This window comes from Streptomyces fulvoviolaceus (assembly GCF_000718165.1).
GTDB lineage: Bacteria > Actinomycetota > Actinomycetes > Streptomycetales > Streptomycetaceae > Streptomyces > Streptomyces fulvoviolaceus.
This window is the reverse complement of sequence record NZ_JOEY01000005.1, coordinates 122,788-145,897: the sequence shown is the minus strand read 5'-3', so window position 1 is coordinate 145,897 and position 23,110 is coordinate 122,788. Positions and strand designations below refer to the sequence as shown.

The 23,110-nt window shown below is 71.0% G+C and carries 22 protein-coding genes; 16 read left to right on the top strand and 6 right to left on the bottom strand.

Annotation, left to right across the window (positions count from 1 at the left end):
- Positions 1-70 precede the first annotated feature (70 nt).
- On the bottom strand, positions 71-655 hold the full coding sequence (locus IG08_RS0106950; protein ID WP_030597572.1) for a hypothetical protein: 585 nt from the start codon (positions 653-655) through the stop codon (positions 71-73).
- Positions 656-946: 291 nt separating this feature from the next.
- Here IG08_RS0106950 and IG08_RS0106945 point away from each other — a divergent pair, with 291 nt between their 5' ends.
- From IG08_RS0106945 to IG08_RS0106920, 6 genes are all read left to right on the top strand, one after another.
- Complete coding sequence (locus IG08_RS0106945) at positions 947-1,801, top strand: bifunctional methylenetetrahydrofolate dehydrogenase/methenyltetrahydrofolate cyclohydrolase (RefSeq protein ID WP_030597569.1); 855 nt, start codon at positions 947-949, stop codon at positions 1,799-1,801.
- Positions 1,791-2,270: a DUF3017 domain-containing protein gene (locus IG08_RS0106940; protein WP_030597567.1), complete on the top strand. Its 480-nt coding sequence runs from the start codon at positions 1,791-1,793 to the stop codon at positions 2,268-2,270. The genes IG08_RS0106945 and IG08_RS0106940 overlap by 11 nt, the downstream gene beginning before the upstream one ends.
- A 232-nt stretch (positions 2,271-2,502) precedes the next feature.
- Positions 2,503-2,952 (top strand): helix-turn-helix domain-containing protein, encoded by a 450-nt coding sequence (locus tag IG08_RS0106935; protein ID WP_030597564.1) that lies wholly within the window; start codon positions 2,503-2,505, stop codon positions 2,950-2,952.
- 324 nt (positions 2,953-3,276) lie between these two features.
- Positions 3,277-4,455: a helix-turn-helix domain-containing protein gene (locus tag IG08_RS0106930; RefSeq protein ID WP_030597560.1), complete on the top strand. Its 1,179-nt coding sequence runs from the start codon at positions 3,277-3,279 to the stop codon at positions 4,453-4,455.
- A gap of 333 nt (positions 4,456-4,788) precedes the next feature.
- Positions 4,789-5,778: a malate dehydrogenase gene (locus IG08_RS0106925; RefSeq protein WP_030597555.1), complete on the top strand. Its 990-nt coding sequence runs from the start codon at positions 4,789-4,791 to the stop codon at positions 5,776-5,778.
- A gap of 143 nt (positions 5,779-5,921) precedes the next feature.
- Positions 5,922-6,830, top strand: a complete 909-nt coding sequence (locus IG08_RS0106920) for a hypothetical protein (RefSeq protein WP_030597553.1) — start codon at positions 5,922-5,924, stop codon at positions 6,828-6,830.
- Between the two features lie 203 nt (positions 6,831-7,033).
- Here the strand turns inward: IG08_RS0106920 and IG08_RS0106915 are convergent, their stop codons facing one another.
- Positions 7,034-7,918, bottom strand: a complete 885-nt coding sequence (locus tag IG08_RS0106915; protein WP_030597551.1) for a GNAT family N-acetyltransferase — start codon at positions 7,916-7,918, stop codon at positions 7,034-7,036.
- Positions 7,919-8,000: 82 nt separating this feature from the next.
- On the opposite strand from IG08_RS0106915, the gene IG08_RS62770 reads away from it, so the two are divergent.
- From IG08_RS62770 to IG08_RS60600, 4 genes are all read left to right on the top strand, one after another.
- Positions 8,001-8,585: a mycothiol transferase gene (locus IG08_RS62770; protein WP_338060139.1), complete on the top strand. Its 585-nt coding sequence runs from the start codon at positions 8,001-8,003 to the stop codon at positions 8,583-8,585.
- Positions 8,586-8,678: 93 nt separating this feature from the next.
- Positions 8,679-10,439 carry a hypothetical protein gene (locus IG08_RS0106905; RefSeq protein ID WP_030597549.1) on the top strand — a complete coding sequence of 587 codons (1,761 nt, stop codon included), beginning with the start codon at positions 8,679-8,681 and terminating at the stop codon, positions 10,437-10,439.
- Positions 10,426-10,779 (top strand): hypothetical protein, encoded by a 354-nt coding sequence (locus IG08_RS0106900; protein ID WP_030597547.1) that lies wholly within the window; start codon positions 10,426-10,428, stop codon positions 10,777-10,779. The genes IG08_RS0106905 and IG08_RS0106900 overlap by 14 nt, the downstream gene beginning before the upstream one ends.
- 51 nt (positions 10,780-10,830) lie before the next feature.
- Positions 10,831-11,895, top strand: a complete 1,065-nt coding sequence (locus IG08_RS60600) for a hypothetical protein (protein ID WP_030597545.1) — start codon at positions 10,831-10,833, stop codon at positions 11,893-11,895.
- A gap of 16 nt (positions 11,896-11,911) precedes the next feature.
- On the opposite strand, the gene IG08_RS0106890 is transcribed toward IG08_RS60600, so the two are convergent.
- A complete protein-coding gene (locus IG08_RS0106890) occupies positions 11,912-12,664 on the bottom strand; it encodes a LolA-like protein (RefSeq protein WP_030597543.1) in 753 nt (250 codons plus the stop codon).
- A 189-nt stretch (positions 12,665-12,853) separates the two neighbouring features.
- Between IG08_RS0106890 and IG08_RS0106885 the strand changes: the two genes are divergently transcribed.
- From IG08_RS0106885 to IG08_RS0106865, 5 genes are read left to right on the top strand one after another with little or no spacing between them, the layout of a single operon-like run.
- The gene (locus tag IG08_RS0106885; protein WP_030597541.1) at positions 12,854-14,380 is read left to right on the top strand and encodes an aldehyde dehydrogenase family protein; all 1,527 of its coding nucleotides are present in this window, start codon (positions 12,854-12,856) and stop codon (positions 14,378-14,380) included.
- A 49-nt stretch (positions 14,381-14,429) separates the two neighbouring features.
- Complete coding sequence (locus tag IG08_RS0106880; RefSeq protein WP_030597539.1) at positions 14,430-15,953, top strand: GMC family oxidoreductase; 1,524 nt, start codon at positions 14,430-14,432, stop codon at positions 15,951-15,953.
- Between the two features lie 29 nt (positions 15,954-15,982).
- Positions 15,983-17,038, top strand: coding sequence for a quaternary amine ABC transporter ATP-binding protein (locus tag IG08_RS0106875; protein ID WP_030597536.1), 1,056 nt, complete (start codon positions 15,983-15,985; stop codon positions 17,036-17,038).
- A complete protein-coding gene (locus tag IG08_RS0106870; RefSeq protein ID WP_030597531.1) occupies positions 17,038-18,978 on the top strand; it encodes an ABC transporter permease subunit in 1,941 nt (646 codons plus the stop codon). The genes IG08_RS0106875 and IG08_RS0106870 overlap by 1 nt, the downstream gene beginning before the upstream one ends.
- A 1-nt stretch (position 18,979) precedes the next feature.
- Positions 18,980-19,936: an ABC transporter substrate-binding protein gene (locus IG08_RS0106865; protein ID WP_030597528.1), complete on the top strand. Its 957-nt coding sequence runs from the start codon at positions 18,980-18,982 to the stop codon at positions 19,934-19,936.
- Positions 19,937-19,951: 15 nt separating this feature from the next.
- On the opposite strand, the gene IG08_RS0106860 is transcribed toward IG08_RS0106865, so the two are convergent.
- From IG08_RS0106860 to IG08_RS0106850, 3 genes are read right to left on the bottom strand one after another with little or no spacing between them, the layout of a single operon-like run.
- Entirely contained in the window at positions 19,952-20,695 is a 744-nt protein-coding gene (locus tag IG08_RS0106860) for an isocitrate lyase/PEP mutase family protein (RefSeq protein WP_390898519.1), read from the bottom strand.
- Positions 20,692-21,135, bottom strand: a complete 444-nt coding sequence (locus IG08_RS0106855) for a carboxymuconolactone decarboxylase family protein (protein WP_030597524.1) — start codon at positions 21,133-21,135, stop codon at positions 20,692-20,694. The genes IG08_RS0106860 and IG08_RS0106855 overlap by 4 nt, the downstream gene beginning before the upstream one ends.
- Positions 21,132-21,641 carry a carboxymuconolactone decarboxylase family protein gene (locus tag IG08_RS0106850; RefSeq protein ID WP_030597521.1) on the bottom strand — a complete coding sequence of 170 codons (510 nt, stop codon included), beginning with the start codon at positions 21,639-21,641 and terminating at the stop codon, positions 21,132-21,134. Before IG08_RS0106850 ends, IG08_RS0106855 begins: the two co-directional genes overlap by 4 nt.
- 47 nt (positions 21,642-21,688) lie before the next feature.
- Here IG08_RS0106850 and pdxR point away from each other — a divergent pair, with 47 nt between their 5' ends.
- Complete coding sequence (gene pdxR, locus IG08_RS0106845) at positions 21,689-23,107, top strand: MocR-like pyridoxine biosynthesis transcription factor PdxR (RefSeq protein WP_030597518.1); 1,419 nt, start codon at positions 21,689-21,691, stop codon at positions 23,105-23,107.
- The last annotated feature ends 3 nt before the right edge of the window (positions 23,108-23,110 follow it).

The following is a 23,110-nucleotide window of genomic DNA, read 5'->3' as shown; positions in this document are numbered from 1 at the left end:
TCCCCCGCGGATGGGTGGGACACGGCCCTTGGACAGGATTGGCGCGAACTGTTCAGTCGCGCACGCGATTTCAGTACCGCGGACGGTTGAACCAGGCCTTGCCGTTCGCGTTGCCCACGAACACCGCGACCAGGACGGCGAGCACGGTGTGGACGAGGCCCACGAGGATGAACGGGTAGACGCCGAGCACCGCGGTGATGATGGCGAAGACGAGCGTGGTGATGCGCAGGCCGTTGCCGCCGCTCTTGAACTTCACCGCCAGCACGATCGCGAACACGAGCCAGACCACCGCGAACGCGGTGTAGCCCCACACCACGCTGGACGAGTCGCCCAGCAGGTCCTGGAAGGCGGCGTCGTCGTTGAGCGAGTCGTCGTTCTTCGCGGCGTTGAGAGCGGCCGCGGCGAAGGCGAATATGCCCACACCGACGATCTGGAGGCCGACGATGACCCACAGCAGCACGCGGGCGGTGCTCACCGTGCTGGGCATCGTCGTCATCGGGGCGCCGGCGCCGTAGGCCTGCTGGACCGGCGGGGCCTGCGGGTAGCCGTAGCCGGGGGCCTGGGGCTGCTGCTGGGGATAGCCGTAACCGGGGGCCTGGGGCTGCTGCTGACCCTGCGGGGCGCCGTAGGGGTTGTTCGGGTCGCCGTAACTCATGGCGGTCTTTCCTCCGTGGTTTCCAAGTGCTGGGGACGACGCGGCCGGCACGGTACGGAGGAATGTTCTACAGAAGCGGCCGTCCCCCCGATGAGCTGCCCGCGGCACTGTGCACGCCATCGTTCTTCACGCCCGTCTTACTTGTCCAGCCGCATTCGGCATGTGTTGTGCAAGTGCAACCTCGTTGATCATGAGATAGGGCTCATGAGGGGATACCGCGGGACAGAGGGCGTGCTGCCTCCGTGGGCCCCGGATTGGAACCGGAGACCGGTCATCCGCGAGGATGGGTCCATGACCGCCCAGATTCTCGATGGCAAGGCCACCGCAGCCGCGATCAAGTCCGATCTGACCGCCCGCGTGGCGGCGCTGAAGGAGAAGGGCGTCACGCCCGGCCTCGGCACGATCCTCGTAGGCAACGACCCCGGCAGCCAGAAGTACGTCGCCGGCAAGCACCGCGACTGTGCCCAGGTCGGCATCGCCTCCATCCAGCGCGAACTGCCGGAGACGGCGACGCAGGAGGAGATCGAGGCGGCCGTACGGGAGCTCAACGAGGACCCGGCCTGCACGGGTTACATCGTCCAGCTGCCGCTGCCCAAGGGCATCGACGAGAACCGGATCCTGGAGCTCATGGACCCGGACAAGGACGCGGACGGGCTCCATCCGATGAACCTCGGCCGCCTGGTCCTGAACGAGCCGGCCCCGCTGCCCTGCACCCCCAACGGCGTCCTGACCCTGCTCCGTCAGTACGGCGTCGAGATCAAGGGCGCCGAGGTCGTGGTCGTCGGACGCGGTGTCACCATCGGCCGCCCGATGCCGCTCCTGCTGACCCGCCGCAGCGAGAACGCGACCGTGACCCAGTGCCACACCGGCACGCGCGATCTCGCCTCGCATCTGAAGCGCGCGGACATCATCGTCGCCGCCGCCGGTTCCGCCCACCTCGTCCGCCCCGAGGACGTGAAGCCGGGCGCGGCCGTCCTCGACGTCGGTGTCTCGCGCAGCGCCGAGGGCAAGATCGTGGGCGACGTCCACCCGGGCGTCGCCGAGGTGGCCGGCTGGATCTCCCCGAACCCGGGTGGCGTCGGTCCCATGACCCGGGCGCAGCTGCTCGTCAACGTGGTCGAGGCGGCGGAGCGCAGTGTCGGCTGAACCTGAGAACTCCGAGCGGCAGGCGGAGGAGACCGTCCGCGACGCGATCAGCGCGCCCGACGCCGCGGGCAGACCGCGCCGGGTCACCCGCCGCTTCCCGCTGTTCACCCGGGACACCGCCCGCCCCGAGGGCGGCGGCCGGGCCGCGGCCGGCGACGCCCCGGCACCCGCCCGGCAGTGGCCGGTCCTCGCCGTGCTGGCCACGGTCGGCGCCGGGCTGCTGGTGACCGCCTTCGACCAGTTCCGCTACGGCACGATGCTCATCGGCGTCGCCCTGCTCGCCGGCGGCGTCCTGCGCTGGCTCCTGCCGGACGTCGGCATGCTCGCGGTCCGCTCCCGCTTCACGGACATCGCCACGTACGGCGTGCTGGGCACCGCGATCGTCATGCTGGCGATGATGGTGCAGCCGGACCCCTGGCTGGTCATCCCGTTCCTCAAGGACACGCTGCACTTCACGGTCGACGGTTAGCCGATTGCATACGACGGCGGCCCGTCCCCTCCCCCGAGCAAGGACGGGCCGTCGCCATGACCAACCCTCCCGTGGACCGGAGGCGCTGTTCAACGCCTGTCAGCACGCTGTGGCACGGAAGTGACCGTTCCGGCACCGTGTTCGAGCTCTGCGACAGCGGGACCGGCGCGGGAACCGATCAGCCCTCTGACGTCGTCAATCGTCTGGAAGAGGGTCGCGTTGGAGGTGGGTGATGGGTGGCTGGCAGGCACTGCCGGACGATCTGCCGCCGGAGGTGCGGCACTTCGTGGAGCAGCTCAGGCACCTCAAGGACCGCACGGGGCTCAGCCTCGTCGCGCTCGGCGCCCGCACCGCGTACAGCAAGTCCTCCTGGCACCGCTACCTCAACGCCACCCAGCCCCCGCCCCGGCAGGCAGTCGTCGCCCTGTGCCGCATAGCGGGCGCGGACGCCGAACGCATCGGCGTGCGCTGGGAACTGGCCGTCCAGGCCTGGCCGCGCCCGGAGACGGTGCCCGCCCGGCAGGTGGGGAGCGAGGAGTACGAGGACGACCCCACCCTTCCGTGGTGGGACGAGCCGCCCAAGGAGAGCGCCCGAGGGCCGAACCGGCTCCTGCTGTGGGCCGTACTGCTGCTGCTCCTCACTCTCCTGATCGGGGTTGCCGGTGCCGTGGCGTCTGGGTGAGCGGAGGACTGCTGTGACGGGCGTTTTTTCCGGTGTGTTCCTCGTGTGCCGATGTATTGACAAGTTCGCGGATTTGATACGAAGTCGTTCGACAACGGCGCTAGCGTGTCCAACTTGTCGACGGCGCACTGGACCGGGGAACGGCGGGCGTGCAACGGTGCAAGCCCTCAGTCACGATGCTCCCGTGCGCCCCCGCCCGGGAACCTGAGATCCTGACCGGGCGCATCCCTGTGGGTAGCCACAACGGGGACTCGGCAGAGGGCACCACGCACGGGGAAATGCGCGGAACAGCCAGCACTACCGGGGGGAAAGAGGGGGGAAGCAATGCCTCGTTGGAGGGCCTTGCCGGATGAACTCGATCCGCAGGTGAGGGAGTTCGCGAGCCAGCTGCGGCGGCTCGTGGACCGCAGCGGTCTGAGCATCGCGTCGGTGGCGGACCGCACCGGCTACAGCAAGACGTCCTGGGAGAGATACCTCAACGGCCGGCTTCTCGCGCCCAAGGGCGCGATCGTCGCCCTGGCCGAGGTCACCGGTACCAATCCCATTCACCTGACCACGATGTGGGAGCTCGCCGAGCGTGCCTGGAGCCGTTCGGAGATGCGCCACGACATGACCATGGAGGCGATCCGGATCTCCCAGGCGCGCGCCGCGCTGGGCGAGTTCGGGGCGACTCCGGCGAACGCCAAGGGCAGCAAGACGGCCCGCAAGAGCGGGAGCGCGACGGCGACTCCCGGTATCGCGGGTCCCGCGGGCGTGGCGCCGACGGTGCCGCCGCAGCCCACGTCTCCGGAGAACCGGGACGCGGGCGCGGGTTCCTCGGGGGGCAACTCCTGGGGGCTGGCGGGATACCAGCGGCCGGCGCAGACCGGTGAGCGTACCGGTGCCGGTACCGGGTCCGCGTCGGGGTCGGGTCCGGGGCCGGACCAGCTCGGTCCCGTCGCCGCCCCCGCCCCCGGTTCGTACGGCGAACCGCCGCAGGACGCGCGCCCGGGCGGCGGCTCCTCCGGCGGCGGCAAGCGGCGGCTGACGATGTTCCTCGCGGGGGTCGTCGGGGTGCTGGTCGTCGTCGCGGCCGCGTTCTTCCTCACCGACAAGGGCGGCGACAAGAAGAACGAGAGCAGCGCCAACTCGCCCTCCCCGTCCGTCAGTGCGTCCGTCGACCTGCCGGCCGGCGTGAAGTGCAGCGGCGAGGGATGCACCGGCAAGGACGCGGAGAGCATGGGGTGCAGCGGCGACCTGGTGACCACCGCCAAGACCGCCACCGTCGGCGCGACCGTCGTCGAGGTCCGCTACAGCGAGACCTGCGGTGCCGCGTGGGGGCGGATCACCCAGGCCGCGCAAGGCGACGAGGTCAAGGTCACCGCGGGCAAGACCGACCAGACCGGCAGCATCACCGTCGCCGGGGACACGATCGCGTACACCCCGATGGTCGCCGTGAAGGACGCGGGCGAGGCCACGGCGTGCGTGACGCTGGCGGCGGGTCAGGAGGGGTGCACGAAGTAGGTACGGGGGCCGGTGAGCGTGCCGTAAAAGATTTCGGAGCCGACAGGCATGGCTCCCGGAATCGGGGGCACGCGCACCGTACCCCCACGGGAGTCCGGAAATCGGTACCCCCATACGGCGGCCGCCTTCGTCCCCCCTCTCCCGGACGGGCGGCCGCCTCTTTTCTACGTTTGGACGGCCTCTGTGGGACGGGCCACACGGACCCGGACGTCCGGGATCCCGGATGCGCGATAGCCTGACCGCTGGATCTATCTTGATACCAAGAGATCGATCATTTGTACGTCCCACCCGGGGCAGTGACGCCCCACCGACAGCTGTCATACGGAGAACGCCATGACCCGCACTCCCGTGAACGTCACCGTCACCGGCGCGGCCGGCCAGATCGGTTACGCCCTGCTCTTCCGCATCGCCTCCGGCCAGCTGCTCGGCGCGGACGTGCCGGTCAGGCTGCGCCTCCTGGAGATCACCCCGGCGCTCAAGGCCGCCGAGGGCACCGCGATGGAGCTCGACGACTCCGCGTTCCCCCTCCTCCAGGGCATCGACATCACGGACGACCCGAACGTCGCCTTCGACGGCGCCAACGTCGCCCTCCTCGTGGGCGCCCGCCCGCGCACCAAGGGCATGGAGCGCGGTGACCTGCTCTCCGCCAACGGCGGCATCTTCAAGCCGCAGGGCAAGGCCATCAACGACAACGCCGCGGACGACATCAAGGTCCTCGTCGTCGGCAACCCGGCCAACACCAACGCGCTGATCGCCCAGGCCGCCGCGCCGGACGTACCGGCCGAGCGCTTCACCGCGATGACCCGCCTCGACCACAACCGCGCGCTGACCCAGCTCGCGAAGAAGACGGGCACCACGGTCGCCGACATCAAGCGCCTGACCATCTGGGGCAACCACTCCGCCACCCAGTACCCCGACATCTTCCACGCCTCGGTCGCCGGCAAGAACGCCGCCGAGGTCGTCAACGACGAGAAGTGGCTGGCCGAGGACTTCATCCCGACCGTCGCCAAGCGCGGCGCCGCGATCATCGAGGCCCGTGGCGCGTCCTCCGCGGCCTCCGCCGCCAACGCCGCCATCGACCACGTGTACACGTGGGTCAACGGCACCGCCGAGGGCGACTGGACTTCCATGGGCATCCCGTCGGACGGCTCCTACGGCGTCCCGGAGGGCCTGATCTCCTCCTTCCCGGTCACCACCAAGGACGGCGTGTACGAGATCGTCCAGGGCCTGGAGATCAACGAGTTCTCCCGCGCCCGCATCGACGCCTCGGTGCAGGAGCTGGCGGAGGAGCGCGACGCGGTGCGCGGCCTCGGCCTCATCTGAGCCGTCCGCCGAGTCGTCCTCGCGACGGTTCTGTCACGACCCTGCACGGGCCCCGTTCCGGTTCCTTCCGGAACGGGGCCCGTGGCCGTTTTTCGCCCTACCGTCAGACCCGTACCCGGTGGGGTGATTTCGGGGGGATCGCGATGAGCGGATGGAACGGCTACAGCTCCGGCTCCGGGGCGGAACACGAGCCGAGCGAGGAGAGAGGCCAGGCGGCCTGGACCTCGGGGCAGACGGGATTCCCGCCGCCGTGGTCCTCGGCGGAGACGCAGACCTCGTTCACGCCGCCTTGGGCGACGGCGGAGACACAGGCCTCGCTCACGCCTCCATGGGTGACGGCGGAGACACAGGCCTCGCTCACGCCGCCCTGGGCGCTGCCGGCGTCGGTGAGCGCTCCTCCCGCCCGGCACGGAGTCCGGCGCGCGCTCGTCGCCTTCGCCGTGTCCGTCCTGCTCGGTGTGGGGGTCGGCGTGGGTGTGTGGCTCCTCATCCGTGACACGTCCGTCGGCTCCGGCTCCGGCGCCGGACCGGGCGCCGGACCGGCGGCGAGCGTCACCGCCACCACTCCGCCGCCGGACTCCAACTCCCCCTCCACCGCCGTCGGTTACCGCCGCACCGAGGACCCGATCGGCTACGCCGTCGAGATCCCCGCGGGCTGGGCCCGCACCGAGAAACAGGGCCGGCTGGCTCCCGTGGTCACCTACGACGCCCCCGCCGACGGCCGCCGCCTGCAGATCTTCCGGCTCACCGAGGCCACCCCCGCCGAATCCCTCGACCTGGCCGAGAACGACCCCGGCTACGGCTTCTCGCGGCAGCCCGGCTACCAGGTCCTCGACCGCGCCTCCGGCGCCGACTGGTCCGAGCTCTCCTACCGCTACGACGACACGGACCTCGGCCCCCGCCAGGTCGTCGACCACCGCTTCGAGGCCGTCGACGGCACGCTGTACGCGATCCGCTCCACCGGCCCCGAGAACCTCACCCCCGAGCTGGTCCGCACCCCGCTCACGCGGGCGGTCGACTCCTTCTGCCCGGCGGGACGGGAGTGCGCGTGAGGTGCGGGGCGCTCATGCCGCGGGCTCCTTCGCGGGGGCCGACCTGACCGTCGTACGGGATCGTCCGTCGCCTCCGCGGTAACCGGCGACCACTGTCACCGTGGCCGCCGGTACCAGCAGTGCGACCGTGTGCAGGGCGGGGCCCATGCCGTCCCCCGGGCCGGACACTCGCTGCCGGACGGCGAGTTGACGTCCGGGCGGCTCTAAGGGAGTCGCTTCTCGAACCAGTGGTCGGCGTAGACATGGTCCACGTACGCCGGGATCTCCGTGTACCCGCTCGCCCGGTACATCGCCTGCGCCTCGGTGAGCGTGGCGTGTGTGTCGAGCCGGATGACGTCGAAGCCGCGGGCGGCGGCCTCCCCTTCCAGCGCGGCGAGCAGCCGTCGGGCGAGGCCGAGGCGGCGGGCGGCCGGGTGGACCCACACGTGCCGGATCTCGCCGACGCCGGGCTTCAGGCGGCGCAGGGCCCCGCAGCCCACCGGTCGCCCCTCCTCGTACGCCACGAAGAACGCGCCGGCGTCCCCGGACACCTCCTCGGGCCGTACGAGATCGGACTTGTCGAAGCCCTCCGGGAAGCGCGCGTCGATGTCGGCGGCGTAGGCGTCCAGACAGGCGCGGGCCTCCGGGGCGGCGCCGTCGACGAGCTCGACGGTGATGCCGGCCAGGCGCAGCAGGCGCTGGGCGGTGGCCATCGCCTCGGTCAGCTGTTCCTGTTGGCGTGGGTCGAGCTCGGCGAGCAGCCCGGCCGCGAGGGCGTTGGCCCGCCGGTTCTGCTCCTTGAGCTCGATCCGGCCGGCGGGGGTCAACTCGACCATGCGCAGCCGGTTGTCGTCCGGGTGCACGGTGATGCGGACCATGCCCTGCGTCTCCAGGGCCTTCGCCATCCGGCTCAGATACCCGGCGTCCAGGCCGAGCCGGGCCCTGAGTGCTCTGAGGGAGACCCCGTCCCCGATCTCGAACAGCAGGCGGGCCTCGCCGAGCGGGCGGTCCTGGCCGAGGTAGTGGTCGTCGAGCGCTCCGATACGGCGCGTGAAGTAGCGGTTGAAGTGGCGGAGGGCCGCCACGTGATCCGTCGACACTGGCTCCATATTTCTTTGACCCTAGTCAAAGAATCCGGGTCCGTCCACAGTCCGGCGGGCATTGTCAGACCCGGCTCGTAGCCTTCGGGACATGGCTGAGGAGATCGAAGTGATTCCCCTGGAACCGCCGGTCGCGGGCGATGAGACCGACACCTTGATCGGCTCGGTGGAGCGGCAGCGCAGGACCTTCGCGTGGCTGCGTCATCTGGGGGACACCCCCCCAGACCCCCTGCGGGGACCTGGACGCGGCCGGGCTGAGCGCGAGACTCGCGCAGTCCGCCGTCACGCTGGGCGGGCTGCTCAAGCACCTGGCGCTCGTCGAGGAGGAGTACTTCTCCCGGCGGCCGCTCGGACGCGAACTGGGGAGCCGTGGCGCTCGGCGGACTGGGACGCCGAGCCCGACTGGGAGTGGAGTTCGGCCGCTTCCGACACCCCCGAGCAGCTGTACGCCCTCTGGGAGGACGCCGTCGCCCGGTCCCGGGCAAACCTGCGGCAGGCGCTGGACGAAGGCGGCCTCGGCGGACTGGGACGCCGCACCTGGCCCGACGGGCGGGCGCCCAGCCTGCGGCGGATCCTGGTGGACGTCATCGAGGAGTACGCCCGTCACGTGGGCCACGCCGATCTCGTACGGGAGTCCGTGGACGGCAGAGTGGGTGAGGATCCGCCGGCCTCTTGACATTCCGGTTTCCCGCCTCCGCCGGTCCCTCTATGCTGATTGTTTGTCAACAGCACGCTGAGTAAGGGTATTTACACGCATCGGGGGAGTCGCGTGAGCACCGCATACGTGCCGCAGCAACCACAGCCGACACCGGCCGGTACACCACCGACACCGGCACCGCCGCAGGCGCCCACGCCGCCGCACGCCAGTGAGGCGACCCGGCTGCTGTGCGCGGGCACCTATCTGGATTCCGGTTACCGGGACCGGGTCATCGAGCAACTGCACCTCAACGAACAGCGGATCGTGGCGCCGTCGTTCGGCCTCGATGCGGCCCGCGTCCTCGCGCACGCGCTGCGGGCCCGCCGCCAGGAGCTGGCGTGGGCCGGGCTGATCCTCGGCCTGTGGGTGGTCGGGCTGCCGCTCACCGGCGGGCTGCTGGCCGGATTCCTGGTGCCCAGCCTGCTGCTCGCGCTCGCCTCCTGGGTCCGCGGCAAGAACGCGAACCCGCCGCTGTACCGACGGCTGCCCGCGTTCTGGTTCCGCTGGTGGGGCCGTATCGCCTTCACGATGTTCCTGATCATCACCCTCGTCGCCGCGTTCGGCGGCGGGGACGACGACTCGTACTCCTACGACGACTCGTACGGCTACGGCTCCTACGGCTCCTACAGCGACTCGTCGGACTGGACCGACCTGCTGTTCCCGGACCTCACCCAGGTCGGCGGCCTCGTCGAGCCGTGGCAGGCCTGGATGGTGATCGTCCTGTTCGCGCTCATCGCGCTGTGCGTGGCCGGGCAGCGCGGCCAGTTCGCCAAGGTGCTCGCCGCCGAACTGTCCCCGGAGCGCTTCCCGGACGCCGCCGGCGACCCCGCCGAACAGGCCGACGGGCAGCGGTTCCAGCGGCTCAAGGGGCGCATCCGGACCGAACAGCACGCGCCGCTGGTCATGTACCACGAGAAGCGCCCGTTCTGCGGGGCGGGCTACGCCTACCAGACCTGGGTGCTCGCCGTCGAGCTGAAGCCGGACGGCGACAAGAAGGAGCAGCAGCCGCTCAACAACCGCGCGGTCCTGGAGAAGATCCGGCCGCTGCTCGAACAGCTGCGGCTGCCCTCCGAGTTCGCCGGCCACACGGTCCGCGACCGGCTGCGCTGGCTGGAGATCGACGAGTGCGTGTTCCTGCCCGCCGAGGGACTGCGGCGGCGCGAGGAGGCGCCGTACAACCCGCAGGCCTTCGAGGAGCACCGGGCGCGTGCGGTGGAGGAGGGCGCCGAGAAGCGGCGGCACTTCCTGCGCATCCGCGTCGGCGGCTGGGAGGAGGAGCTGGTCGTCACGGTCTTCGTGCGCGTCCACACCCAGGGCCGCATGCTCACCCTGGAGATCGCCCCGCACGTCCTGCTGCCGGTGCGCGAGGACTTCAAGAACGCCGACCGTACGGCCCACGTCTTCCGCCACAACAACGTGCTGGGCAAGGCCGCCTGGGCGATCGTCCGGGTGCCCGGGTCCGCCGCCCGCTCGGCGGTCACCCTGGGCAGGAGCCTGGGATACGTGTGGCGGCTGCTGACCGGCGGCCACGCGAACGCGCTGCCCGACGGTCCGGCCCTGTCGGTGCGGGAGCTGGGCTCGGTGGGCCTCGGGTCCCTCTTCCAGGAGATGGACGTCTCCCGCTACCTCAAGAACATGCAGGACCGCATCGCGCACGGGGTGACGACCGCACTGGCCGAATCGGGTTACCAGACCGGCGAGTTCGTCCAGAAGATCGTGAACATCAGCGGCGTCCAAGGCAGCTCCATCGCCCTCGGCGACAACGCATCCGCCTCCAATGTCTCGGGCGCCACCGCGCCGCAGAAGGGAACCGACACCCATGGCACCGCATGAGTCCGGCATCAACATCAGTGGCGTGACGAACAGCGCCGTGGCCATCGGCGCCAACGCCAGCGCGGAGAACCGCACCGGCGTGGCCCCTGGCCGTGACCAGGCCACCGAGGAACTGCTGCAGGCGGTGCGCGAGTTGCGCGCCGACCTGACCCGGGTACGCGCCAGCGAGGAGACGGCGACGCTGGACGCCGAGCTGGCCGAGACGGAGGAGGAGATCGCCACGACCGGGCAGGCCGCTCCGTCGCGCCGGGAGCGCCTGCGGGAGCTGCTTCAGGACTCCCAGGCCCTGGTGACCCTGTTCGCCTCGGCCGGGGCCGTGGCCGGTCTGCTGGGGATGTGAGGGGGACGCCATGAGCGGGGGAGCTCGGTACGGACGTCCGAGGGGAACGCGATGAGCGGGGGAGCCCGGTACTGGAACGAGGAGACGCAGCGCTGGGAGGACGGTGACGGCAGCCGGGTCCCGGCCGCGTCGACGACTCCGCCGCCACCGGCGCGACCGGAGTTCACACCGGCGGCACCGGCGGCATCGGTGACTCCGGACGCGCCGCCGCCTCCGCCGGCCGGTCCCGCCGGCTGGCCCGGCGCCGGTGGCGGCAGCGCCTGGCACGGTCCGGGGGCCGGCGGTGCGGGCGGTTCCGCAGGCGCGAGCGGTTCCGGCGGCGCGGCGCCCGAGTGGGCGAGTGGCGGTGCGGGTGCGGCCTGGCCGCCCGTCGACCAGCCCGCCGTGCCCGCCCCGGCCGGTGGAGTCAGCCGTAGGCTCGTATGGTCCGTGCTGATCGGGGCCGCCGTCGTCGGTGTCGCCGTGAGCCTGGTGCTGACCCTGGTGGTCGGAGGCGGGGACGAGGACGACAAGCCGTCGGCCGCCGCGAGCCCGTCCCCGACAGCCTCGGCCTCGGAGCGGACCGACCTGTACACCTCGCCGGATCCGTCCCTCACCGCGGAGTCGGCGTCGCCCTCGACCCCCGAACTCCCCGCCGGCTACGAGCTGTACGAGGACGACGAGCAGTTCCGGATCGGGCGGCCCCTGGGGTGGTCGCGCACCGCCGTGGACTCGCAGTACGGCATGAAGATCGTCAACTACCGCAGCGCGGACGGTGAACGCCGCCTGCAGGTGTACCAGGTGGCGGAGGCCTCTCCGGAGGAGTCGTTCGAGCTGTACCTCTCCGACGACACGCCCAAGCCGGACGGCTTCGAGGAGCTGGACCTGCGGACCGTCGAGGACGGCGAGTTCACGGGATCACGGCTGGAGTACACCGCCGACTCCCTCAAGGGCGAGCCCGACGTCGGTACCTGGCACGTCTACGACGAGCGTTTCGTGGCCCAGGACGGCTTCATCTACGCGATCGCCGCGTACGGCCCCGACTCGGACGGCCGTGAGGACGAACTGGAGCTGCTCACCACGGCGTTGGCAGGTTTCTGCGCGCCTTACGCCTGCGACCCGGCGTCGATCGACTGAGTGGCGGGGTCGGCGGTCACACGCTCTGGAGCTCGTCCTGGAGCTTGCCGACGTCCACGGTCTCGTCGGCCGAAGGCGTCTTCGACGGGACAGGCTTGCCGTAGTCCGAGAAGGACAGCGTCATGTCGGTCCCGTCGCCCTTCTGCGTGGCCTGCACCAGCCGGTGCGGGGAGTCCGAAGTGACGTACAGGACCGCCTGCTTGCCGTCCGACACACCCTTCAGCGGGACCACCTTCGTGCCGTCGACCGTCGTCTCGTCGCCCTTCCTCAGCTTGCCGGCGTCGGAGGAGTCGGTGTCGACCTCCTGCTGGAAGGAGGTCAGGTCGCAGGTGTCGGCCATGCCCTTGAGCATGGCGTCTCGCGTGGAGCCGTGGATGTAGCGGTTTTTGAAGAGTTCGGCGACCGCGTCGCCCTCACCGCCCGGCACCTGGGCCTTCCAGAACGCCGTGTCCGGCTTCATCCACACCTCGTCGCCCTGCTTGACGATCTCGACGCTGCCGCCGTCCGAGCCCATCTCCATCGAGCCGACGCAGTTGCCGTCCTGGTCCAGGGAGAGGTCCATCGAGGTCGGCTGTGTCGTGCTGGTGCTCGCGTCCGCGCTGCGGTCCGTCAGTTTCAGATGGACGGACTCGGCGTCGAGAAGGTTGTCCTGCGCCTGCTCGACGAGCTCCCGTGCGCTCAGGCCGTCGGCGTCGCCCGCCGTGGCGAGGCCCGGTGACAGCAGCAGGGCCGCACTCGCCGCCGCGCAGACAAGAGCTTTCCTGGCCATCGCGACACCTCCACGCACCCCTCTCCAGGCTAGGTTTCGACCTATTTGTCCGCATGTTCAGTGACGCGGCCCACTTTCAGCCATGGATTGCGCATGCAATCGAAGGCCAAGGGCAGGCGATCACGGTCCCGATGAGTGACACATGTGTGACACAGGGGCACTGAACAGGAACGGAAGGCAATCCCGATCATGGCGGACACACCAGAACTCCAGGCGCGGAAGACCATCCACGTGGGCGGGGAGTGGCTCGAAGCCGTCTCCGGCGCCACGCGCGAGATCCTCGACCCCGCGGACGCCCTGCCGTTCGTCCTGGTCGCGGAGGGTGACGAGAAGGACACCGACCTCGCGGTCGCGGCCGCCCGGCAGGCCTTCGACGGAGGCCAGGGCGTCTGGCCGCAAACCCCGGTCGCCGAGCGGGCCGCGCTGCTGCGCCGCGTCGCCGATCTCCTCGTACGCGACCGCGAAGACCTCGGCCGGCTGGAGGCCCGTGACGCGGGCAAGACCGTCGAGGAGGGCCGCGTCGACATCGACTGCGTCGCCGACGCCTTCCGCTACTTCGCCGACCTCGTCGCCGCCGAGGCCCCCGGCCGGGTCGTGGACGCGGGCTCGCCCGACATCCACAGCGTCGTCGTCCACGAGCCCGTCGGCGTCTGCGCGCTGATCACCCCCTGGAACTACCCGCTCCTCCAGGCCAGTTGGAAGATCGCCCCCGCGCTCGCGGCCGGCAACACCTTCGTGGTCAAGCCGAGCGAGATCACCCCGCTGACGACGATCGCCCTCATCGACCTGCTGACCGAGGCCGGTCTCCCCGCCGGTGTCGCGAACATCGTCACCGGCCCCGGCCACTCCGTCGGCGCCCGGCTCGCCGAGCACCCCGACGTCGACCTCGTCTCCTTCACCGGCGGCCTGGTCAGCGGCACGAAGGTGGCCCAGGCCGCCGCGCCGAGCGTCAAGAAGGTCGCCCTCGAACTCGGCGGCAAGAACCCCAACGTCGTCTTCGCCGACGCCTGCGCCACGGAGGAGGGCTTCGACACCGCCGTCGACCAGGCCCTCAACGCCGCCTTCATCCACAGCGGCCAGGTCTGCTCGGCGGGCGGACGCCTCATCGTCGAGGAGAGCATCCGGGAACGCTTCGTCGCCGAACTCGCCCGCCGCGCCGCGAAGATCCGCCTCGGCCGCGGCACGGCGGACAGCGTCGAGTGCGGGCCCCTGGTCTCCGAGCAGCAGCGCACGAAGGTCGAGTCGTTCGTCGCCTCCGCGCTGGAGGAGGGCGCGGTGCTGCGCACCGGCGGCAAGCGCCCGGAGCCGTCCGCGCAGCGGCCCGCCACCGGCTACTTCTACGAGCCCACTGTCCTCGACGCCTGCCACCGCGAGATGCGGGTCGTACGCGAGGAGGTCTTCGGCCCGGTCCTCACCGTCGAGACCTTCCAGACCGAGGACGAGGCCGTCGCCCTGGCCAACGACACCGAGTACGGCCTCGCGGGCGCCGTCTGGACCACCGACGCCGGACGGGCCCGCAGGGTCGCGGGCCGGCTGCGGCACGGCACCGTCTGGATCAACGACTTCCACCCCTACCTCCCGCAGGCGGAGTGGGGCGGCTTCGGCAAGAGCGGCGTGGGCCGCGAGCTCGGGCCCGCCGGGCTCGCCGAGTACCGCGAGTCCAAGCACGTCTACCAGAACCTCGCGCCGAAGCCGGTCCGCTGGTTCGCCGGCTGACCCCGCACCCCGCTTCGTTTCGCTTCGCACGTCCCTGGAGTAACCCCCCATGCACCAGCACGAGTACGACTATGTAGTGATCGGCGGCGGAACCGCAGGTTCCGTCATCGCCTCCCGCCTCACCGAGAACCCCGACGTCACCGTCGCCGTCATCGAGGGTGGCCCCAGCGACGTCGGCCGCGACGACGTCCTGACCCTGCGCCGCTGGATGGGCCTGCTCGGCGGTGAGCTCGACTACGACTACCCGACCACCGAACAGCCCCGCGGCAACTCCCACATCCGGCACAGCCGCGCCCGCGTCCTGGGAGGCTGTTCCTCCCACAACACGCTCATCGCGTTCAAGCCGCTGCCCTCCGACTGGGACGAGTGGGAGGCGGCCGGCGCCAAGGGCTGGGGCGCGGTGTCGATGGAGGCGTACTTCCCGCGCCTGCGCAACAACATCGTCCCGGTCGACGAGAAGGACCGGAACGCCATCGCCCGCGACTTCGTCGATGCGGCACAGAGCGCGCTCGACGTCCCGCGCGTCGAGGGCTTCAACAAGCAGCCGTTCACCGAGGGCGTCGGGTTCTTCGACCTCGCCTACCACCCCGAGAACAACAAGCGCTCCAGCGCCTCGGTGGCGTATCTGCACCCGGTGATGGACGAGCGGGAGAACCTGACGATCCTGCTGGAGACCTGGGCGTACAAGCTGCAGCTGGACGGCACGCGGGCCGAAGGCGTGCACGTCCGCGCCAAGGACGGCGAGGAGTTCGTCGTACGGGCCCGCCGCGAGGTCCTGCTGTGCGCGGGCGCGGTCGATTCGCCCCGCCTGCTGCTGCACTCGGGCATCGGCCCGAAGGAGGACCTCGCCGAGCTCGGCATCCCCGTCGTCCACGACCTGCCCGGTGTCGGCGAGAACCTGCTCGACCACCCCGAGTCGGTGATCGTCTGGGAGACGCACGGACCCATCCCCGAGAACTCCGCGATGGACTCCGACGCCGGCCTGTTCGTGCGCCGCGACCCCGAACACCAGGGCCCCGACCTGATGTTCCACTTCTACCAGATCCCGTTCACGGACAACCCGGAGCGCATCGGCTACGAACGCCCGCCGTACGGCGTCTCGATGACCCCGAACATCCCCAAGCCGAAGAGCCGCGGCCGGCTGTACCTCACCAGCGCCGACCCGTCCGTGAAGCCCGCGCTCGACTTCCGTTACTTCACCGACGAGGACGACTACGACGGCCGCACCCTCGTCGACGGCATCCGCATCGCCCGCGAGATCGCGACGACCGAGCCGCTGGCCAGCTGGCTCAAGCGCGAGGTGGCCCCCGGGCCGCAGGTCACGGACGAGGAAGAGCTGAGCGCGTACGCCCGCCAGGTCGCGCACACCGTGTACCACCCGGCGGGAACGTGCCGTATGGGATCCGCCGACGACCAACAGGCGGTGGTCGACCCCGACTTGCGGGTCCGAGGCCTGGACGGCATCCGCATCGCCGACGCCTCCGTCTTCCCGACCATGCCCGCCGTGAACCCGATGATCGGGGTGTTGATGGTCGGTGAGAGGGCCGTAGACCTGATTGGAGGCGGTGCGTGATGAGTACGGACGTGATGAGTGTGGACGTGATGAATACGGAATCGAACACGCCGGTGTTCTCGGTGGACGGCCTCTGGAAGGTCTTCGGCCCGAAGGCGGACCGCATACCCGCCGACCCCGAGCTGTCCTCCCTCACCCCCGCCGAACTGCGCACCCGCACCGGCTGCACGGCCGCCGTCCGCGACGTCTCCTTCGACGTCCGCAAGGGCGAGGTCTTCGTGGTGATGGGCCTGTCCGGCTCCGGCAAGTCCACCCTCGTCCGCTGCCTGACCCGGCTGATCGAGCCGACGGCCGGCACGATCGCCATCGACGGCGAGGACGTCCGCGCCATGGACAAGTCCCGTCTGCGCGAACTGCGCCGCCACCGCGCCGCGATGGTCTTCCAGCACTTCGGCCTCCTCCCGCACCGCACGGTCCTCGACAACGTGGCCTACGGCCTCGAGATCCAGGGCATGGGGAAGGCCGAGCGCCGCAGGCGGGCCGCCGAGGTCGTCGCCAAGGTCGGCCTGGAAGGCATGGAGCAGCGCAAGCCCGCCCAACTGTCGGGCGGCCAGCGGCAGCGCGTGGGCCTGGCCCGCGCACTCGCCGTGGACCCCCAGGTCCTTCTGTTCGACGAGCCGTTCAGCGCGCTCGACCCGCTGATCCGGCGGGACATGCAGGAGGAGGTCGTCCGGCTGCACCGCGAGGAGGGCCGCACGATGGTCTTCATCACCCACGACCTGAGCGAGGCCCTGAAGCTCGGCGACCGCATCGCGCTGATGCGCGACGGCCAGGTGGTCCAGCTGGGTACTCCGGAGGAGATCGTGGGCTCCCCGGCCGACGACTACGTCCGCGAGTTCGTCCGGGACGTGCCGCGCGAGCAGGTCATGACGGTCCGTACGGCCATGCGTGCCGGGGACTGCGGCGGCATCGAGCACCCGGGTGCGCTGGCGGCCGACGCGGTGGTCGCCGAGGCCATCAAGGTCGTCGCTCGGAGCCGCAAGGCCGCCTGCGTCGTGGAGAACGGCCGGTGTCTGGGGGTCGTCGACCACGAACGGCTCCTGGACGTCGTGGCCGGAACGGAGCTCCGAAAGGAGGCCGTCTGATGGCGACGATCACCGCATCCTCCGCCCCTCGCGCGCTCCCCGGCAGCCTGCTGAGGCACCGCGCCGTCCACAAGCTCCTCCTCCTGGCCCTCGCTGCCGCTGTGCTCGTGCCGCTCGCGAACGCCCGCTGGGCCAGCGGCAGTTGGCCCGACGCCCTCACCGTCGACTTCTCCGAACCGTTGGCCAAGGCCAGCGACTGGATCATCGACAACCGGGACAGCCACCCCCTGTTCCTCTACTTCTTCGGCTACGTCAGCAACGCGGTCGTGATCTCCGTACACGCCGTCTATCTCGTGCTGCTCGGCGCGGGCTGGGCCGGCGTCACGGCCCTCGGCGCGCTCGTCGCCTGGCGCGTGGCCGGGGTCCGGCTCGCGCTCGGTACGGGCGCCGCGTTCCTGACCTGCGGTCTGCTCGGCATGTGGGTGCCGACCATGCAGACGCTGGCGCTGATGGTGGTCGCCGTCCTGGCGTCGGTCGTCGTGGGCGCCCTGCTGGGCCTCGGCGCCGGTCTCTCCGACCGCCTCGACCGAGCCCTGCGCCCGGTCCTGGACACCATGCAGGTGCTCCCGGCGTACGCGTATCTGCTGCCCGTCGTCCTGGTCTTCGGCATGGGCGTCCCCGCGGCCGTCCTCGCCACCGTCGTCTACGCCGCCCCGCCCATGGCCCGCCTCACCTCCCTCGGTCTGCGCGGCGCCGACAAGGAGGTCCTGGAGGCCGTCGAGTCGCTGGGCTCCACCGCACGCCAACGTCTGCTGACCGCCCGTATCCCACTGGCCCGCAAGGAACTCCTCCTCGGCCTCAACCAGACGATCATGATGGCCCTCTCCATGGCCGTCATCGCGTCGGTGATCGGCGCGGGCGGCCTCGGTGACCGCGTCTACCAGGCGCTGGCCTCGGTCGACGTGGGCGCGGCGCTGGCGGCCGGCATTCCGATCGTGCTGCTCGCCGTCGTACTGGACCGGGTGACCGGGGCGGCGGGAGACGGCACCGAGGGGTCGGGGCGCGCGGGATGGGCGTACGCGCTCGTCGCCGCCGTGGCCGTCGCGGCGGCCGGACGTCTCATGGGCCGCCTCGACTGGCCCGACGTCTGGATCGTGAACATCGCCGAACCGGTCAACCGTGCCGTCGGCTGGATGACGGACCACCTCTACTCCGGTGTCCCCGTCGTCGGTGGCACGGCCGACTGGGCGGCCCACTTCACCACCTGGGTCCTCAACCCGGTCCGCGACGGTCTGCAGTGGCTGCCCTGGTGGTCGGTCCTGCTCCTCATCGCCGCCCTCGCCTGGCTGATCGGCACCTGGCGCACCGCGCTCACCGCGGTCCTCGCGATGGCCGCGATCGGCGTGCTGGGCGTCTGGGGGCCCTCCCTGGACACCCTCTCCCAGGTCTTGGCGGCCGTCGCCGTCACTGTGGTCATCGGTTTCGCGACGGGCATCGCGGCGGCGCGCAGCGACCGCGTCGAGCGAGCTCTCCGCCCTGTCCTGGACGTCTTCCAGACGATGCCGCAGTTCGTGTACCTGATCCCGGTCGTCGCACTGTTCGGCGTGGGCCGCGCCCCCGCCGTGGCGGCCGCCGTGGTCTACGCGCTCCCCGCCGTCGTCCGCATCACCACCCAGGGGCTGCGCCAGGTCGACCCGGCCGCGCTGGAGTCTTCGAGCTCGCTCGGTGCGACGAGCTGGCAGCAGCTGCGGCAGGTCCAACTCCCGCTCGCCCGCCCGGCGTTGCTGCTCGCCCTCAACCAGGGCGTGGTCCTGGTCCTCGCCGTCGTCATCATCGGCGGCCTGGTCGGCGGCGGAGCGCTCGGCTACGACGCCGTCTTCGGCCTCGCACAGGGCGACCTGGCGACCGGCCTGGTCGCCGGCGCTGCCATCGTCTGCCTCGGCCTGATGCTCGACCGGGTGACCCAGCCGACGGAACGCCGCACGAAGAAGGGAGCGTGACATGCGACTTCGTACGACTGCCGTAGTGGCGGGCGTGTCCTCGCTCGCGCTGCTCACCGGCTGCGGCGCCGCCGACATGACCAAGCAGGCCTCGCCGTTCGCGAACGCCCAGGGCGCCAAGACGGTGACCCTGTCCGTCCAGTCCTGGGTGGGCGCGCAGGCGAACGTAGCCGTGGCCCAGTACCTGCTGGACCACAAGCTCGGCTACCGCGTCGACACCGTCCAGGTCGACGAGGTCCCCGCCTGGGATGCGCTCAGCCAAGGCCGGGTCGACGCGATCCTGGAGGACTGGGGCCACCCCGAGCAGGAACAGCGGTACGTCCAGGACAAGAAGACGATCACTCCGGGCGGTGACCTCGGGGTCACCGGGCACATCGGCTGGTACGTCCCCACGTACTTCGCCAAGCAGCACCCGGACGTCACGAACTGGAAGAACCTCAACAAGTACGCGTCCCAGATGCGCACCGCCGAGAGCGGCAGCAAGGGCCAGCTCATGGACGGCTCCCCGTCCTACGTCACCAACGACAAGGCGCTGGTGAACAACCTGAACCTGGACTACCAGGTGGTCTTCGCCGGTTCGGAGGCCGCCCAGATCACCCAGATCAGGCAGTTCGCCAAGGAGAAGAAGCCCTTCCTGACCTACTGGTACTCCCCGCAGTGGCTCTTCGAGAAGGTCCCCATGACCGAGGTGAAGCTGCCCGCCTACAAGGAGGGCTGCGACGCGGATGCCGCGAAGGTCGCCTGCGCCTACCCGCACACCCCGCTGCAGAAGTACCTCAACACCGACTTCGCTCAGTCCGGCGGCAAGGCGGCCGCCTTCCTGAAGAAGTTCAAGTGGACGACCGCGGACCAGAACGAGGTCTCCCTGATGATCGCCGACCAGAAGCTGAGCCCCGAGCAGGCGGCGAAGAAGTGGGTGGACAGCCACGAGTCCACCTGGAAGGCGTGGCTGTCCTGAGTCCCGCTGCTTCAGCTACTTCAGCTGTACGGCGATCTCCTTGACGGCTGCCGTGGCCCTGCGCTGCAGCCCCGGCCCGAACGTGATCCGGGTGGCCCCTCGCTCACCGAGCTCGGTGGGGGAGGGGCCCTCGCCCACCCGCGCGATCACGTTCATCGGCCCCTGGATCCCGGACCGCAGCAGCGGGAGTACGCCCACCGGCGCACCGATCGGATAGACGCAGTCGGCGCCCGCGGCGACGTACAACGCGGCCCGCTCGATGGCCCGTTCGGGATCGGACACGCCCCGCACAAAGGTGTCGATGCGCGCGTTGACGAAGAGCCGGTCCCCGGCGGCGTACCGCACCTCGGCGAGCCACTCGGCGTGCTCGCGCGGGTCCTTGAGAACACCGTCCCCGTGGGAGTCCTCCAGGTTGCAGCCGACGGCCCCCGTCTCCAGCAGCCGTTCCACCAGCTCCTTGGGCGCGAGCCCGTACCCGCCCTCGACATCCGCGGACACCGGCACGTCCACCGCCCGTACGATCCGTGCCACCGCCGCGAACATCTCGTCCGCCGGAGTCGCCCCGTCCGCGTACCCGAGCGAGGCGGCGACCCCCGCACTGGGCGTCGCGAGCGCGGGGAACCCGGCCTCCTCCAGGACCCGCGCACTGGCCGCGTCCCAGGGCCCGGGCAGGACGAGGGGATTGTCCGGGGTGCGCCCGCGGTGGAGCCTCCGGAAGGTCTCGGTCTTGCTGATGGCCTTGCTCGTTGCCGTGCTCATGGTGTGTAACCCCCCGGCGGGATACGGCGGCCGACCATCACCCGGTTCCAGTTGTTGATGGCGACGATCAGGGCGATGAGATGGGCGAGGCGGGTGTCGTCGAAGTACTTGGCAGCGTTGTCGTAGACCGCGTCCGGCACGAACCCCTCCGTCAGCACGGTCACCGCCTCCGTCAGCGCCAGCGCCGCCCGCTCCCGCTCGTCGTAGAGGTCCCCGGCCTCCTCCCAGGTGGCGAGCAGATCGAGCTGCTTCTCGCTCACCCCGTGCTTGCGCGCGATGGTGAGGTGCATGTCGAGGCAGAAGGCGCAGTGGTTGATCTGCGAGGCGCGGATCACCACGAGCTCGGCGAGACCGGGATCGCCGAGCCCCTTCTTCGCGGCGGCGCTGAGTGCGGAGAAGGCCTGTCCGACCTCGCGGTCCAGGTGCGTCGTACGGCTCACTTGTACTGCCCCGGCTGGTAGTGCCCCGGCACCAGGCGGCAGGTCACCCCGAACCGGTTCCATGCATTGATCACCGCGATCACGGCGATCAGCTGCGCCAGCTCGGCCTCCTCGAAGTGCTTGGCGGCCTTCTCGTAGGTCGCGTCCGGCACGAAGCCGTCCGTCAGGACGGTCACCGCCTCCGTCAGCGCCAGCGCCGCGAGCTCCTTCTCGGCGTAGAAGTGCTCCGACTCCTCCCACGCGCTGAGCTGGACGATCCGCTCGACGCTCTCGCCGGCGGCCAGCGCGTCCTTGCTGTGCATGTCGACGCAGAGCGCGCAGTGGTTGATCTGCGAGGCGCGGATCTTCACCAGCTCGAGCAGCTTCGGGTCGAGGCCCTTCCGGGCGGCGGCATCGAGCCGGACCATCGCCTTGAAGACCTCGGGGGCCTGCTCGGCCCAGTTCAGCCGGGGGGTGTGTTCGGGGGCGTACTCCACGGTCGTAGAAATGGTGTCGTTCGTCGTCATGCCGTCGACACTATGAGCCAGGCAGCCCAGGAGTATGGTCCATTTCCATGCCGAAACCTTGGGCCACTCTGGGCGTGGACCTCCACTTGGAACCCACCGGTCCGGGCCTGCGCCGGGGCCTGACCGACGCCCTGCGCGAGGCCGTCCGCACCGGCCGGCTGGCCCCCGGTACCCGGCTGCCCTCCTCCCGCACCCTCGCCACCGACCTGGGCATCGCCCGCAACACGGTCGCCGAGGCCTACGCCGACCTCGTCGCCGAGGGCTGGCTCACCGCCCGCCAGGGCTCGGGCACGAGGGTCGCCATGGGGGCACCTCCCACGCCCTTCAGGCGGTGGGGGAGCGCGGTCGTCCCCCCTTCCGGCACGGCCCCCTCACGCAGGGAGCGCCACCGCCCGACGTACGACCTCCGCCCCGGTACCCCCGACCTCGCCTCCTTCCCCCGCACGGAGTGGCTCAAGGCCGCCCGCCGCGCCTTCACCTCCGCCCCGAACGAGGCCCTCGGCTACGGCGACCCCCGCGGCCGTATCGAACTGCGCACCGCACTCGCCGCCTACCTCTCCCGCGCCCGCGGCGTCCGCACCGACCCCGAACACATTCTGATCTGCGCCGGGTTCGCACACGGCCTGACGCTGCTCGGCACGGTTCTGCGGGCGCACGGGGCACGGACGGTCGCCGTGGAGTCGTACGGGCTCCCCCCGCACTGGAACCTGCTGACGGCAGCGGGCCTGCGCACCCAGCCACTGCCGTACGACGAACTCGGCACGGATCCGACGGTGTTGACGGACGAAGACGCCGTCCTGCTCACCCCCGCCCACCAGTTCCCGATGGGCGCACCCCTGCACCGCGACCGGCGGGCGGCCGTCGTGGACTGGGCGCGGCGCACCGGAGGGCTGGTCCTGGAGGACGACTACGACGGCGAGTTCCGCTACGACCGCCAGCCGGTCGGCGCCCTCCAGGGCCTGGACCCCGACCGTGTCGTCCACCTGGGCACGGCGAGCAAGTCCCTCGCGCCCGGCCTGCGGCTGGCCTGGATGGTCCTGCCGCCGCGCCTGATGGAGGAGGCCGTCTCGGCGAAGGGCGGCATGGACACCTGCGGGGTGATGGACCAGCTGACCCTGGCGGAGTTCATCACCTCCGGCGCCTACGACCGTCACGTACGATCCGCCCGCCTCCGCTACCGCCGCCGCAGAGACGCCCTGGTCACAGCCCTGGCCGCGCACGCCCCCGAGGTGCACGTCACCGGCATCGCCGCCGGCCTCCACGCCGTCCTGCCCCTCCCGTCCGGCACCGAACGCACCGTCCTCCAGGCAGCCACCTGGCAGGGCCTGGCCCTCCACGGCCTCACCTTCTTCCGCCACACCGCCGCGCTCGCCGAGCCACTGGACGCCCTGGTCGTCGGGTACGGCACCCCGCCGGACCACGCGTGGGCGGGGGCGCTGGAGGCGTTGTGCAGGGTGCTGCCGTGAAGG